Consider the following 13,556-nt stretch of genomic DNA (forward strand, 5'->3'; position numbering starts at 1 on the left):
AAAACTGGTCCTCGGAAAGTTAGGTAAGGCATGGCTTACCAGATGGATCGTCCCCTCCGGGTAGCGGTCGTGGGAGCCGGCCCCGCCGGGATCTACGCGGCGGACGCGCTGGTCGGATCCGACCTGCCGGTGACGGTCGACGTTTATGACCGGCTGCCCGCGCCTTACGGCCTGGTTCGCTATGGCGTCGCGCCCGATCATCCGAAGATCCAGTCCATTTCGGAGAAGTTGCGGCTGGTGCTGGAGCGTCCGGAGTTGCGCTTCTTCGGAAACGTACGGGTCGGCGAGGATCTCGCGTTGGACGACATGCGGCGGCTTTATGACGCCGTGCTGTTCAGTACGGGCATTCCCGGCCATCGGGACCTGGGAGTGGCCGGCGAGGAGCTGCCTGGCTGTCAGCCGGCCGCCGATTTCGTGTCCTGGTACAACGGCCATCCGGACGCGCTGCCGGCCCGGCCGCTGGAGTCCGAGCGGGTCGCGGTCATCGGCGCCGGCAACGTGGCGCTGGACGTGGCCCGGATGCTGGTCACCCATGCCGACGACCTGGCCAGCACGGACGTGCCGGACGCGGTGCTGGCCGCGTTGCGTACGAACAAGGTCACCGATGTGTACGTGGTCGGCCGGCGCGGTCCGGCGTATGCCAAGTTCACCGCGCCGGAGCTGCGCGAGCTGCCTGAGCTTGTCGACGTCGACCTGATCGTCGACCCGGACGACATGGTCCTTGACGAGCCGAGCCAGCAGCTGGTCGACACCAACCGCAAGGTGAGGACGAATGTCAACCTCTTCACCGAGTGGTCGAAACGGCCGCCGACCGGCGCTTCTCGCCGGCTGCATCTGCTCTTTTGGCGCAAGCTCAAGGATGTGGCAGGTTCAGACGACGTGTCGGCGATCCGCTTCGAGCGAGCGCAGCCTGGCTCAGCGCATTTTGGTGAGATCGAGACAATCGAGGTCCAGTCGGTTTTCGCCGCTATTGGCTATGAAGGGCAGCCGCTGCCCGGGTTGCCGTTCGATCCGGCTTCGGGGACGGTTCCGCACACCGCCGGCCGGGTGATCGACATGCCCGGACTTTATGTGGCCGGCTGGGTGAAACGCGGCCCGATCGGCGTCATTGGCAACAACAAAGCCGATGCCGTGGAGACAGTGCGAAGTCTGCTCGCCGACGCCGAGTCTCTCCCACCGGCCGCTTCGCCGGACCCGGCCGCGGTCACCGCGTTGCTGGAAAGCCGGCACGTGCCGTACGTGACGTGGAATGACTGGCTGCGGCTGGACGCGCACGAGCTCTCCCGAGGTGAGTCGCAGGGGCGTACGCGCTCCAAAATCAACGACCGCACCGAAATGTTAGGCATCTGCCGCCCGGTCTAACAGACGAGGACAGTGCGGCTCGAAGCTGGTGGAGCGCTTCGATTCGCCAGTGGTCCCGGCCGGGGTACTGGTCGTCTCGATTCCAGCGCATCGTCGTGACGCCCGCCCACATGAGGATGCGGAACTGGTGAACGAGGTCTTGGTCGGCTCCCGGATACTGTTCTGCAACGTCTTCCGGGACGTAGGCGAGGTCGTACTCGACCGGCCCCCGTTGGCAGGTCTCGAGGTCTATGAACAGTGGCCCTTTTTTGGTGCTTAGCACGTTTCCCGGATGCGGCTCACCGTGCAACAGCTGCTCGCCGGAACCAAAACCGCTAACCCCCGCGCTCATGCGGCTGAGTGTGTCGCTGACTAGTGCCCGGTCGGGATCGCGAAGTTCTGGAGTCAGCTCTCGGTCGCCAAGCTCGTGTGCCCAACCAGCGACTCGTGCGGTGATGTGTGGTGCTGTTGGCAGATCGGCTTGGCGCAAGCCGCCGTGGAGGCGGACGAGTGCGTGCGCGTAATCCGCGGGCGTGAGGGCGGTGGACATGCCGAGCTGCTCATGCGCCGCTGCGGCTCGTCGGTCGGCAGCGACAGGCTCGTAGTAGGTCCATAGCGTGATAGCGAACCCGCCACGCACATGGACGCCCGGCTCCACACGGGACTCCAGCTCGCCTATCGGGCTGTCGGTTTCGGCGAGACGGCGGGCTACCTCTGCTTCGAACTCCATGCCCGCTTGCCACGATGACGGTGCGACGCGAGCAAGAACATCGCAAGGAATCAGGCGCACGGCGATGCGGTCCGAATTGTGCACGACGACCGCATCGTCGACGTCAAGACCGAACGCGGCGGCGGTCGCCGCGGCGGCGTCAACCGCGCGCCGGACTTGGGATGGTTCCACGGCCTTCTTCGACCTCCACCGACGCCGCTTACTATTGAAATCTGACCTACCCCGGAGGCGGTAGCTGCGGTTGGCGACATCAGTATGGTCGACGACGTCGTGATCTCCGCGCATGAGCACGTCCGGGCAGGTTGTGGGCCGCCGGGTGTGGTGGTGCCCGGCGGCCGGGTGGTTTGTTTATGCGGCGAGTTGGTTGATGCCGCGGATGGGTCTTCGTTCGGGGTCTCGGTACGCGGGTGGGATGAATTCGACGATTCCGTCGATGATGCGTACTTCCCAGTCGCTATGATGGATCAGTCGATGGCAGGCATCACACAGGAGCACGCAATTTTCCAGGCAGGTATCGCCACCATCGGCCCAGTGCGTGACGTGATGGCCGCGGCACCAGCGGGGTGGTCGACCGCATTTGGCGCAGCCTTTGTCTCGCGCTATGAGTGCTTTTCGTAGGTGCGCGGGAATGAGTCGTTCGGTGCGGGCAACATTGAGCGGTACGCTGTTCCTGCCCAGAAGCATCGGGGTGATTTCCGCGTCACAGGCGAGCCTGCGGCCGGATTCTGGAGATATAGCGATGCCGGTGTGCGCGTACGCGACACCGAGACGTTCCCGAAGCAATTCCCAGTCCAGGGTAATAGTGAGGTGAGGCCGCTCCTGCCCTTGGACGGGGAGTTTCCCGGAGTCCGCAACAAGATTAAGCGCCTCGGCGAGCGCGTCACCGTTGCGCTGGGAAACGGACCGCTCATCTCGGTGGCCGTCCTGGGTGGGGTGGGGTTTGGCCAGTGGGCTGAGGATTTCGGTGAGCAGGGTGCCCGTTTCGCCGTCGAAGGAGCCCCGGAAATTCAGTCGCCCATCACGCCCGGTGTGCAGGGACAGTTCGCGGCGCGGTTTTTCGTTTTCCTGTTCGGACGGTGCTGGGCCGTCGGGGTCGAGGTGGTCGTGGATGCGTTGGCCAAGTTCGACGAGGCGGCGGGCGGGGTGATGTTTCGCGTGTTCCACCAGGGAAGCTTCGGCGTTTTCGCGTTCTTCGATGTTCACCCTGGCGGGGAGTTTGTTCACGATCCCCATGATCGTGTCGATGTGGGAATCCGCGAGTTCACCTCTGCGCATGGCTTCGCTGACAAGGCCAAGTTTGGGTGCGAGGGTTTCGCCGGTGAGGGCTTGGCTGCTGCACAGGTTCAATGCCCGTTTCAGGCGACGACCAGCCTCGGTCGGGGACAACAGGAGGTTATCTTGCAGTAGCCTCATGGTGTTGTCGTGCCCGAGTGCCTTACCGACCCGGTTCCGATGAATCGCCGCGACAATGTCCAATGCCCGCGCCTGCCGCCGCCGAATGTCCTGCTCGGCTGCACGCAGCAAATCGGCCAACTGCCTGGGTTTACACATCCAGAGCTCTGGATCTGTGACGTCATCGCCAGCGGCCATGACACCATTCTACCGCCATCACCGTCAAAAAGATCGAGTTCGTACGATCGGAACGTAGTGATTTTCTCAATCACATCAGCAAAATGCGGAGCGCGCGCGTTCAAGCCCTAAGCAATTCTTCATGGGTGCTCAGGCTGGTGGTGGAGGTGACGCTGGGGGAATCTGCCGCCCGGTCTGATCGAAACCCGCTGCGACTTAAGGTGCGGCCGGCGGCGGCGGGGTGGTGGGCTTGCCCAGCTTCACCCAGGCCTTGAACCGGTCCTCGACGCCGTATGCCTCGGTTTCCTGCGGGGAGGCGGTGAACGGGTCCAGCGGCTTGCCACTCACCAGACGCTTGGCGAGCTCGGCCGCGGCCAGGCCGAAGTACGAGGTGACGAAGGCCGCCCGGCCAGCGCTGTACTGCGGCACGTGGACCAGCTCGTGGACGTAGGTGGACTCCTGCCAGTACCCGGACCGGACGAAGATGTCGGTGTCCAGGGTGATCGCGGCCGCGCCGCTCTGGATAGTCAGGATGTAGCCGTCCTGATGGAAGCTCGGATGCCGAGCCCGACCCGCATTGATCTTGGCGCCGTCGACCGGGTTGTAGAGCGCGTACAAGTCGATGTCCTGGTCCCAAGCCGGGTCGGGGGCCAAGCCCCCGGTCGAGGTCGCGAGGCTTTTCTTCAGTACGAAGTCGAAGGCGTCTTCGAGCCCTCTCGTGGCGATCGCCTTGGCCATGTCGCCGACGCTGCCAAGGACATCTCCCGCATCCAGCCGCTGGACCGCGGCCTGGTTTCCGGCGCTGTGCTGTACGGCCATCGCCATCCGCTCCCGCGAGCCGGCGTCGCTGTCCAGCCGGGGCGGCATCGCCGCGGCCGGGTCGGTACGGCGGCTCGGCGAGTCCCCAGCAACGTCGTGCTGCTCCTCGGGAAGGTGCGATGTCCTCGTACGCATGCGGTCAGCATCCGCTGAACCGAACCACTGGGCAACACCTTCGGGGCACGTATAAGGGCAGGCCTCAGCCGTTAATCGTCGCTCACCTGACAAGCGAGGAGCTTTTCCTCTTCTTCGGGGGAAAAGCCACGGCCCAACGGGGGCTCACCGCGGTCGCGGTCCCAGTTGAGCACGTCGGCGGCGGTGACGGCCAGCGAAGTGGCGGGTAGGCCGGCGGCGCGCGCCTTGGCGGCGCTGCGCTGCTGGCCACTCCAGGCGGATCGCGGCTTGATCAAAGGGAAAATCGGTGGCATGGGAGCAAGGGTGACGGGCACGAGTTCGACCGTGGTGCCGGCCACTTCCGCGCAGGTGTGGATGAGGCCACCGAGGGTGGTGGGTTCGGCTGGGCCGACAGCGGTGAAGGCGCCCGGGCGGTCGTCGGCGATCAGCCGGACGACGAACTGGGCGAGGTCGCGGGAATCGATGATCTGGACCGGCTGCTCGGGGTGGCCGGGAACGGCGACGCGGCCGCCGCGGACGGCTCGGCGGGTCCAGTACGTGAAAGTGTTCATACTGTCGTACGGGCCGGCGACCTTGCCGGGGCGAACGATGGTCGCACGCGAGCCGTAGCGGGCCGTGACGTCATCCTCGCAGGCCACTTTTAGTGGCCCGTAAGTCTCTTCGAGGAGTTCCTCGGTGTCGCGTACGGGCGATCGGCGTGGCGTGCTCTCGTCGTTGCCGGGAGCCAGGCTGTCCCGTACGTAGACCGCATGGCTGGAAATGAAGACATACCGGCCGACCCGGTCGCCGAGCATTTCCATTGCCTGCCCGACGTGCCGCGGCACATATCCGCTGACATCGACGACGGCGTCCCAATCTCCCTTGCGCAGAGCCGAATAGTCGCCGGTGTCGCGGTCACCGATCAGTCTGGCGGCGGCGGGGAACAGGTCGGCGCCGGTTTTGCCGCGGCCGAACAGGGTCACGTCGGCTCCGCCGCGCAGGGCGTTGTCGACGATCGCGCGGCCCACGAACGAGGTGCCGCCGAGCACGAGAATGCGCATATACCCTAGTAAACACCACCGAGCTTGCGGTGGTCCCAGCTGACGGCGGCGGTCGGTACGAAGCGGAGCAGCACGCGTTTGGAAGCCTGCTTCTGGATCGCGGCGACGCCGGCTTCGTCGAGGGCGCCGCCGGAATACCGTTCGGCCATCGTACGGCCGATTCGGGTCACTTCCTGCAAAGTGTCGTCGATGACGACATCGCATTCCAGCGACACACCGCGCAGTTGGTCGTACGAGTCACCGGTTTCGACGAGGACGGTGGCCCGTGCGTCTCGGCGCAGGTTATAGACCTTCTGGCTTTTGCCGTACGTCCACGTTTCGATGATCTGACCAACCGGCACGTACCAAAGTGGCACCAGATGCGGGCGTTGGTTCGGTCCGACGCTGGCGACCACGATGGTCCGCTGGTCTTCGAGAAAGGCGGTGACCTCGTCCTCGGTCATGGTGATCGCGTCTCGGCGTGACATTGGTGGTCCTCCTGATCGGTGAACTCGTGCAGGTCTTCTGCGACTACACCGCTTAAACTATGCGCCTGTCCACAGTGGAGGTTGGTGGGATGCAGGCGTTGTCGGTGGGGCTGGTCGGCGCGGGGCCGTGGGCGAGTGAAACGCACGCCCCGATGCTCGCGGCTGGGCCCGAAACAAGGTTGGCGGCGGTGTGGGCGCGGCGCCCGGAGGCCGCCCGTGAGCTGGCGCGGGAGCACGGCTGCGCGGTCGCCGGCTCGTACCAGGAACTGCTGGATTTGTGTGACGCGGTCGCTTTCGCGGTGCCACCGGCGGTCCAGTGCGAGCTGGCGATCACGGCCGCGCGAGCTGGAAAGGCTCTGCTGCTGGACAAACCGATCGCCGGCGACCTGGAGTCGGCGGCCGCGTTGACCGAAGCGGTGGACGCGGCCGGCGTCGTGTCGCAGGTGGTACTGAGTTTTCGCTACCAGCAGGTGACCCGGGATTTCTTGGCCCAGGCGCAGACATTCCCGGCGCTGGGTGCGCGATCGCTGTTCGTGCACGGACTTTTGCGGCCGGGCCAGCAGGCCGCGGTGGGCTGGCGACTCGTCGATGGTGTGCTGCTCGACCTCGGGCCGCACGTTTTCGACTTGCTGGACGCGGCGCTGGGGCCGATCGAGTCGGTGACCGCGGCCGGCGATCCGCACCGCTGGGTCGAGGTCACCTGTCGGCATCAGAGCGGCCTGGTCAGCCAGGCGTCTTTTTCCGGATCTGTCGGGGTTCGCGGCGGTGTTACCCGGCTGGAGCTGTACGGCGGTTCCGGCGTGCTGACCTTCGACGCGGCGGATCTCGATGCCAAGGATCGCTGGTCCTTGTTGCGGGCCGAGTTTGCCCAAGCCGTACGAAAGGGCACTTCTGGCCCCCTGGACGTGCATCGCGGGCTGATGCTTCAACGAGTTATCGAGCAAGCCACCCGTAGTCTCTAGGAAGCGTTGACAGGCGAAGGGGGACGCGGGCGATGGCCGAGCTGGACAGGGGCGCGAACACGGCGCTGACCGGGACGAGCCTGCAGGTGGGGGTGGAAGGCGCCAAACAGGGGTCGGTGGACCTCATGGTCCTGCAGTTGACCGAGCAGCGTCGGGTGCGTACGGACAACGATCTCGTCTTCTTCAACCAGCCGCAGTCGCCGGAAGGTGCCGTACGGCTGAACGGAAACACCGTCCAGGTCGACCTCTCGCGGGTGCCGGCGGACGTGGCCGTGCTGGCCGTCGCGGTCTCGCTGGACGACTCCGTGCAGGGTTCGCTGGCCAGCATCGCGTCGCTCGGCGTCACCGTTTCCGGCGGCGGTGCGCCGGTCCGGGCCGCGGCCAGCGGGTTCTCTTCCGAGCGCGCCGCGTTGCTGGTGGAGATCTATCGGCGGGCCGGTGCGTGGAAGGTCCGCAATGTCTCGCAGGGCTGGGCCGCGGGCCTGGCCGCGGTGCTGCGCGAACACGGCATCGACGTGGCCGAGACGCCGGCTCCAGCGGCGGCCGTACCGCGACAAGCAGCACCCCCGGCGGCTGGGCAGCCGCGTACGGTTCCCGGCGAGGAGCGGCTTTCGCTGGAGAAACGGCAAAAACTCGACCTGCGCAAGCGCGAGGTCGCCAAGGTGCTGATGACCAAGCGGGCCGCGGACGTACGCGCGCGAGTCGTGTTGGTGATGGACAAGACCGGCTCGATGTACAAGCTCTACCAGGAAAAAGTCGTCAACCGAGTGGTCGAGCGAATGGTGCCGGTGGCCATCCAGCTGGACGACGACGGCGCCCTGGAGGCATATCTCTACGCCAAGACCTTCCTGCGGCTGCCGGACCTGCGGGTCGCCGACCTGGAGACCTGGCCGGCGGAGTTCCTGCACCTCAAAGGCACCCACGGCGGGATGCACTACGACTCGATCGGGATGGTCAACGACGAGCTGCCGATCATCAACGCGGTGCTCAACAGCGCGACCGACCCGCGGGTGCCGACTTTGGTGCTGTTCTTTACCGACGGCGGTTTCCACAAGCGCCGGGAGATCACCGATTTGATGATCCAGGCCGCCCACAAGCCGGTGTTCTGGCAGTTCGTCGGGATCGGCCGGTCCGAGCCGTTCGGACCGTTCGGCAAGCTGGCCGCGGTGGACTACGGCCTGTTGCACACGCTCGACGAGATGTCTGGCCGAGTGGTCGACAACGCCGGCTTCTTCGCCCTCGACGATGTCGATCAGGTGTCCGACGCCGAGCTGTACGAGCTGTTGCTGGGCGAGTTCCCGGACTGGCTGAGCGCCGCCCGGGCCGCCGGCATCCTGCGCTGAGCCGGAGGTGCAATCGGACGCGGGTCCGCTAGCGTGGCGTTATGGCGGAGTGGGGCGAGAAGGACGTGGCCGCCGCTCGAGCCAGGCTGAATGGCCTGATCGAGCGGCTGCCGGACGTGGTGCCCGATGACCGGAACGGGCACACCGGCTACTTGTTGCGCGGCAAGCGGATTGCCTGGTTCGTGGTCGACCACCACGGCGACGGCCGGCTCGCGCTCTGGGTGAAGGCGCCGCTGGGCGAGCAGCAGGCGCTGGTTGGCGGCGACCCGGACAGCTACTTCGTACCGGCCTACGTGGGGCCGTCCGGCTGGGTCGGCGTCGGCCTCGACCCGGCCAGCAAGCCGGACTGGGACGAGGTCGACGCGTTGCTGGAGCAGGCCTGGCGGATGGCCGCCACCAAGCGGGCTATCGCGGCCTTCGACGCTTGACCACCATCGTTGAGCCGCGGTTCAACGGCCATGGTCCCACCGGTACGGCCGGTCAGCTCATGGCAAGACAGGTCTCGGCACCGACACTCTCACCGTCATTTGCGATGTCTCCGGTGGGCACGTATCCGTAGACGTACTGGGGACCTCTCAGTACGGCGGTGCCGTATGTGTAGCCGCCGCCTCGCTCGTCGAACTCAAAGCGCTCGCCGGTGTCGATCCAGGCGAGGATCTTGCTGTTCGGGTCCGGCGCGGCGGTAACCGCACTTCCGGCCTTCATCGGGCAGGTCTCTCGTAGCGCTGGCTGCGCCTGTGCGCCAACCGGGATGGCGGCCGCGGCTGTGATCGCGGCCAGTGTGGTGGCGAAAATCAGGAAACGTCTCTTTGTCATGCGGGCAGTGTCGGCCTGCGTGAGCCTTGCCAGCAAGCCTTTTGATGCTGGTTGAATAGCAATTGTAGTGGTTTTGAAAGCAATATTAGACGTGTCGGATCACTGGCTATGCAGGCAGCTCGGCGGCGCCGAAGAAGCCTTCCGGCTTGATCACGTTCACCTGCCAGTGCAGGGCGAGAACGGCTGTACGCTGCGGATCCGTCGGCAAGGGGACGATCTTGCCGCACCGGCTACCGTCAGGGCAGCGAAGGGATGGCGCGTGATCGAGCGGGTGATGCGGCACGTCGGCGTACGGGTGCGGTCGGCGCTCGCCGCGACGCTCGTGGTCGCCTTCGCGTACGGGCTGGCCACCACCGCTTTCGTGTACGCGTACCAAGATGCCCTGGTCAACAACTCGGACTCGGCTGCCGTGCAGCTGGCGAACAGCGTGGTGAGCGAGATCTCCCGGGACGGCGTCGACGACCGCTTCCTGTCGGCCCAGTCGGGCCCGGGAGACGACGCGATCCTTCAGGTGGTCGGCGCCAGGAACAAGGTCCTGGGCGGCAGCGACTCGCTGGCCACCGCGCCGCCGATCTCCCGCCTCCGGCCGGGTGACGGTGAGATCGCCCGCGAGGACCGAACGCTGCCGGGTTCGGACGAGGAGTTCCGGATCGTGGCGATCGGGGTCACCACCCCGGACGGGCTGGTCGTCGTTCTCGCCGGCAGCTCGTTGCAGCCGGTCAGCGACGGGGTCAGCGACCTGGTCACCCTGCTGTCCATTGGTGGGCCGTTGTTGCTGCTGGTGGTGGGTGCGGCGACCTTCGGGTTCGTCGGTGGAGCGCTGCGGCCGGTGGAGCAGATCCGCCGCCGAGTGTCCGTCATGAGCGTGCGTGACCTGCATTCCCGGGTGCCGGTGCCGGCGGCCCGAGACGAGGTCGGCAAGCTCGCCGAGACGATGAACGAGATGCTGGAGCGGCTCGAGTCGTCGGTGCGTCGACAACGCCGGTTCGTCGCGGACGCGAGTCATGAGCTGCGCAGCCCGCTGAGCACGGTCCAGGCTGGCCTGGAGCTGCTCCGCCGTACGAGTAGCGCCTCCGACGCGGAGGTGGTCGACATGCTCTACGACGAGACCGTGAGGCTGGATCGGCTAACCTCCGCCCTGCTGCTGTTGGCCAGGGTGGACGAGCGCGGCCTGCGGCTGGACATCGAGGACGTCGACCTCGACGACCTGGTCGACGCCGAGCGTCGCCGGCTGGCCACCAACTCGCGGGTACGGGTCACCGCGCAGGTCGCCGCGGTCCGGGTCCGTGGCGACCGGCACCAGCTTGGCCAGGTGCTGCGCAACCTGACCGACAACGCCGAGCGGTATGCCGACGCGTCCGTCGAGCTGCGCCTCTGGTCGCTGGGAGGCAACGCGTATCTGCAGGTTCGCGATGATGGGCCGGGCATCCCGGCGGAGGACCGCGACCAGGTCTTCGAACGGTTCGTACGGTTGGACGAGAGCCGGACGCGGCTGGACGGCGGCAGCGGGCTGGGACTCGCGATCGTACGAGAGGTGGTCGCCGCCCATGGCGGGACCGTCCAGATGTTGAACCCCGAGCGGGGCACAGCCGTGGAGGTCCGCCTGCCGTTGGAGGCGGACGGTCAGGCGTCCGCGAGCCGGTAGCCGGCGCCCCGGATGGTCTCGATCCGGGTCTGGTCCAGTTTTCGCCGCAGATAGCCGATGTAGACCTCGACGATGTTCGGGTCTCCGTCGAAGTTGGCGTCCCAGACCTTCTCCAGGATCTCGGACTTGGTGACCACATCGCCGCGGTTGCGCATCAGGAACTCCAGCACGCTGAACTCGCGGGCGGTCAGCTGGACCTCCGCACCAGCCCGCTCGACCCGCCGGCGGGCCGGGTCCAGTACGAGGTCGCCGACCGTCAGCAGGACCGGCCGGACCGGTCCGCCGCGACGGACGAGCGCTCGCAGCCGTGCGGTGAGCACCACAAAGCTGAACGGCTTGGTCAGGTAGTCGTCGGCGCCGAGGTCGAAGGCGTCCGCCTGGTCGTACTCGCCGTCCTTGGCGGTCAGCATCAGCACCGGCGTCCACACGTCGGCGGCCCGCAGCTGCTGGCACACCCGGTAGCCATTCATTCCGGGCAGCATGATGTCGAGCACGATCACGTCGTACGCGACCTCGGTCGCCGCCCAGAGCCCGCTTGTCCCGTCGTGCTCGACGTCGACGGCGAAACCGTCCGCGACCAGGCCTCGACGGACCGTCTCGGCCAACCGGACCTCGTCCTCAACGACCAGCACTCGCACGCCCGCTCCTCCCCGTGAGGCCCCAGTGTCGCTGGCCTTGGCTGAACGCACGCTGAAGACGTTCAGCGCAGGTTCAGGTTCCAAGAGGTCTCCTCGGCAGGTCAATGGTGACAGCTGAGCTGGGAAGTTGGATATATATGTGCGGATTAGCGGGATATATCGGGGTGGATTCGTCGCACGGAATGGCTTTGTTGGGGCGGATGTCACGGGCCCAGGTGCACCGCGGGCCGGACGGGGATGGCACTTTCGTGCAGGCCGGCCTGGGCCTTACGCACCGCCGCCTCGCGGTGATCGACCGGGCCGGCGGCGCGCAGCCGATGCGCTCGCAAGATGGCCGGTACGTGCTGGCGTACAACGGTGAGGTCTATAACTACCGGGAGTTGCGGGGCGAGCTGGTGGCGGCCGGGCACACGTTTTCCAGCGCCAGCGACACCGAAGTCGTGCTGGCCGCCTGGATCGAGTGGGGCGAGGCGGCTTTCGACCGGTTCGACGGCATGTTCGCGCTCGCCATCGCGGACACCGTGACCGGACAGATGACGCTGGTCCGCGACCAGTTCGGCATCAAGCCGCTCTATCTCGCTGAGGACGGCGCTGGCCGGGTCTTCTTCAGCAGTGAGATCCGCCCGATCCTGGCCACCGGCCTGATCCAGGCGCGGCCGGACGACACGACGGTCTACCGCTACCTGCAGTTCCGCGTGCACGACGACACCCAGCGCACCTTCTTCGCCGGCATCAGCCGGCTGATGCCGGGCGAGTTGGCGGTGATCAGCCCGGCCGGCCGGGTCAGCCGGCGGACGTACACCAGCCTCTATGCCGACCTCCGGTCGCTGGCGCGGACCCCGCGGCCGTACGACGACGCGGCGCGCCAGCGGTTCGCCGACGCGCTGCGCTCGTCGATCCGCAGTCGGCTGGTCAGCGATGTACCGGTCGGCACCGCGCTGTCCGGTGGGCTCGACTCGTCGACGGTGGCCGCCACGGTCAGCGAGCTGCTGGCTGGGCAGGACAGCGAGACCAGCGCGATCGGCCATCAGCAGCAGACGTTCTCGGCGGTGTTCCCGGGCGAGACCAACGACGAGGAGCGGTACGTCGACGCGGTGGCCGCGAGCCTCCCGTCCGTACGCGTGCACAAGATCGAGCCGTCGGTCCGCGACTTCCTGGTCGACCTGCCGGATTTCGTCCGTAGTCAGGAAGAACCGGTCATCTCCACCGGCCCGTACGCGCAGTACTGCGTGATGAAAGAGGCCAGCCAGCACGTCACGGTGATGCTGGACGGGCAGGGCGCCGACGAGATGATGGCCGGCTATATCCCCTACTACCTGGTGCACGCCCGGCAGCTGCGGCGGGCCGGCCGGACCGCGGCCACCGCGGCCGAGCTGGCCTCGGTGAGCGGCCTGCTGTGGGGGCTGGGGCGGACGAAGGTGGCCGACAAGGTGCTGATGCGGACCGGCCGTACTGTGACCGACCTGCTGTCCCACGACTTCGTCGGCCGGCACGCCGACGAGCGGATGGACATCGTCACCGACGACCTGAAGGTGCGGCTGGAGGACGACCTGTTCCGGCACAGCCTGCCGGCGCTGCTTCGCTACGAAGACCGCAACACCATGCGGTTCTCGCTGGAGGGCCGGGTGCCGTTCCTGACCACCGAGCTGCTGCGGACGCTGTGGAGCCTCGATGACACCGCGATTGTGCACGCGGGCCGGAACAAGCGGGCGCTCCGCGAGGCCACCGCCGGGCTGCTGCCGTCGGTGGTGAACCGGCGCCGGAAGAAGATCGGTTTCACCACTCCGGAGGACGCCTGGTTCCGGAAGATGACCGGGCCGGTGCTGGAGGTCTTCTCGTCGGCTTCGTTCGGCTCCCGGCCGTACTTCGACCAGGCCGCTACCCAGCAGGCCTTCCGGCAGTTCATCCGCGGTCGGTCCACAGTGGACACGATGGCGTTCTGGCGGCTTTTCAACCTGGAGCTGTGGATGCGCGAGTTCATCGACCCGGTGCAGGTGGACGTACCTATCCGGCCGGCCCTGTTGGCGGCGAGTTAGAGGGCTCAAGACGAC

At 66.8% G+C, this 13,556-nt stretch carries 13 protein-coding genes; 6 read left to right on the plus strand and 7 right to left on the minus strand.

Translation table 11 applies throughout. The annotated features are described in order from the left end of the window. Nucleotides 1-42 precede the first annotated feature (42 nt). Nucleotides 43-1,362 carry an FAD-dependent oxidoreductase gene (locus ABD301_RS10255; protein ID WP_344309272.1) on the plus strand — a complete coding sequence of 440 codons (1,320 nt, stop codon included), beginning with the start codon at nucleotides 43-45 and terminating at the stop codon, nucleotides 1,360-1,362. Here the strand turns inward: ABD301_RS10255 and ABD301_RS10260 are convergent. The 5 genes from ABD301_RS10260 to ABD301_RS10280 form a co-directional block, all read right to left on the minus strand. Continuing rightward, complete coding sequence (locus ABD301_RS10260; RefSeq protein ID WP_344309274.1) at nucleotides 1,319-2,242, minus strand: aminoglycoside phosphotransferase family protein; 924 nt, start codon at nucleotides 2,240-2,242, stop codon at nucleotides 1,319-1,321. The genes ABD301_RS10255 and ABD301_RS10260 overlap by 44 nt on opposite strands. Before the next feature lie 177 nt (nucleotides 2,243-2,419). After that, entirely contained in the window at nucleotides 2,420-3,661 is a 1,242-nt protein-coding gene (locus ABD301_RS10265; protein WP_344309276.1) for an HNH endonuclease, read from the minus strand. A gap of 195 nt (nucleotides 3,662-3,856) precedes the next feature. Beyond that, nucleotides 3,857-4,594 carry a hypothetical protein gene (locus ABD301_RS10270; protein WP_344309278.1) on the minus strand — a complete coding sequence of 246 codons (738 nt, stop codon included), beginning with the start codon at nucleotides 4,592-4,594 and terminating at the stop codon, nucleotides 3,857-3,859. A 71-nt stretch (nucleotides 4,595-4,665) separates the two neighbouring features. Next, on the minus strand, nucleotides 4,666-5,634 hold the full coding sequence (locus tag ABD301_RS10275) for an NAD-dependent epimerase/dehydratase family protein (protein WP_344309280.1): 969 nt from the start codon (nucleotides 5,632-5,634) through the stop codon (nucleotides 4,666-4,668). Between the two features lie 5 nt (nucleotides 5,635-5,639). Beyond that, nucleotides 5,640-6,101: a pyridoxamine 5'-phosphate oxidase family protein gene (locus tag ABD301_RS10280; RefSeq protein WP_163573665.1), complete on the minus strand. Its 462-nt coding sequence runs from the start codon at nucleotides 6,099-6,101 to the stop codon at nucleotides 5,640-5,642. An 89-nt stretch (nucleotides 6,102-6,190) separates the two neighbouring features. On the opposite strand from ABD301_RS10280, the gene ABD301_RS10285 reads away from it, so the two are divergent. From ABD301_RS10285 to ABD301_RS10295, 3 genes are read left to right on the plus strand one after another with little or no spacing between them, the layout of a single operon-like run. Beyond that, nucleotides 6,191-7,063, plus strand: a complete 873-nt coding sequence (locus ABD301_RS10285) for a Gfo/Idh/MocA family protein (protein WP_344309283.1) — start codon at nucleotides 6,191-6,193, stop codon at nucleotides 7,061-7,063. A 32-nt stretch (nucleotides 7,064-7,095) separates the two neighbouring features. Further along, entirely contained in the window at nucleotides 7,096-8,406 is a 1,311-nt protein-coding gene (locus ABD301_RS10290) for a VWA domain-containing protein (RefSeq protein ID WP_344309285.1), read from the plus strand. 41 nt (nucleotides 8,407-8,447) lie between these two features. Beyond that, nucleotides 8,448-8,834 (plus strand): MmcQ/YjbR family DNA-binding protein, encoded by a 387-nt coding sequence (locus ABD301_RS10295; RefSeq protein ID WP_344309287.1) that lies wholly within the window; start codon nucleotides 8,448-8,450, stop codon nucleotides 8,832-8,834. A 52-nt stretch (nucleotides 8,835-8,886) separates the two neighbouring features. Here the strand turns inward: ABD301_RS10295 and ABD301_RS10300 are convergent, their stop codons facing one another. After that, on the minus strand, nucleotides 8,887-9,222 hold the full coding sequence (locus ABD301_RS10300; RefSeq protein ID WP_344309289.1) for a hypothetical protein: 336 nt from the start codon (nucleotides 9,220-9,222) through the stop codon (nucleotides 8,887-8,889). A 259-nt stretch (nucleotides 9,223-9,481) separates the two neighbouring features. Between ABD301_RS10300 and ABD301_RS10305 the strand changes: the two genes are divergently transcribed. Next, nucleotides 9,482-10,867, plus strand: coding sequence for a sensor histidine kinase (locus ABD301_RS10305; RefSeq protein ID WP_344309292.1), 1,386 nt, complete (start codon nucleotides 9,482-9,484; stop codon nucleotides 10,865-10,867). Here the strand turns inward: ABD301_RS10305 and ABD301_RS10310 are convergent. After that, on the minus strand, nucleotides 10,846-11,505 hold the full coding sequence (locus ABD301_RS10310; RefSeq protein ID WP_344309294.1) for a response regulator transcription factor: 660 nt from the start codon (nucleotides 11,503-11,505) through the stop codon (nucleotides 10,846-10,848). The genes ABD301_RS10305 and ABD301_RS10310 overlap by 22 nt on opposite strands. A gap of 107 nt (nucleotides 11,506-11,612) precedes the next feature. On the opposite strand from ABD301_RS10310, the gene asnB reads away from it, so the two are divergent. Next, nucleotides 11,613-13,541: an asparagine synthase (glutamine-hydrolyzing) gene (asnB, locus tag ABD301_RS10315; protein ID WP_344309295.1), complete on the plus strand. Its 1,929-nt coding sequence runs from the start codon at nucleotides 11,613-11,615 to the stop codon at nucleotides 13,539-13,541. The last annotated feature ends 15 nt before the right edge of the window (nucleotides 13,542-13,556 follow it).

Source organism: Fodinicola feengrottensis (assembly GCF_039530045.1).
In the GTDB taxonomy this organism is placed as follows: domain Bacteria; phylum Actinomycetota; class Actinomycetes; order Mycobacteriales; family HKI-0501; genus Fodinicola; species Fodinicola feengrottensis.

What these genes read in the sequence shown, in the direction of transcription:
- ABD301_RS10255 (WP_344309272.1), top strand. Translation starts at nt 43, where the DNA reads ATGGATCGTCCCCTCCGGGTAGCGGTCGTGGGAGCCGGCCCCGCCGGG.
- ABD301_RS10265 (WP_344309276.1), bottom strand. Translation starts at nt 3,661, where the DNA reads ATGGCCGCTGGCGATGACGTCACAGATCCAGAGCTCTGGATGTGTAAA.
- ABD301_RS10270 (WP_344309278.1), bottom strand. Translation starts at nt 4,594, where the DNA reads ATGCGTACGAGGACATCGCACCTTCCCGAGGAGCAGCACGACGTTGCT.
- ABD301_RS10275 (WP_344309280.1), bottom strand. Translation starts at nt 5,634, where the DNA reads ATGCGCATTCTCGTGCTCGGCGGCACCTCGTTCGTGGGCCGCGCGATC.
- ABD301_RS10280 (WP_163573665.1), bottom strand. Translation starts at nt 6,101, where the DNA reads ATGTCACGCCGAGACGCGATCACCATGACCGAGGACGAGGTCACCGCC.
- ABD301_RS10285 (WP_344309283.1), top strand. Translation starts at nt 6,191, where the DNA reads ATGCAGGCGTTGTCGGTGGGGCTGGTCGGCGCGGGGCCGTGGGCGAGT.
- ABD301_RS10290 (WP_344309285.1), top strand. Translation starts at nt 7,096, where the DNA reads ATGGCCGAGCTGGACAGGGGCGCGAACACGGCGCTGACCGGGACGAGC.
- ABD301_RS10295 (WP_344309287.1), top strand. Translation starts at nt 8,448, where the DNA reads ATGGCGGAGTGGGGCGAGAAGGACGTGGCCGCCGCTCGAGCCAGGCTG.
- ABD301_RS10300 (WP_344309289.1), bottom strand. Translation starts at nt 9,222, where the DNA reads ATGACAAAGAGACGTTTCCTGATTTTCGCCACCACACTGGCCGCGATC.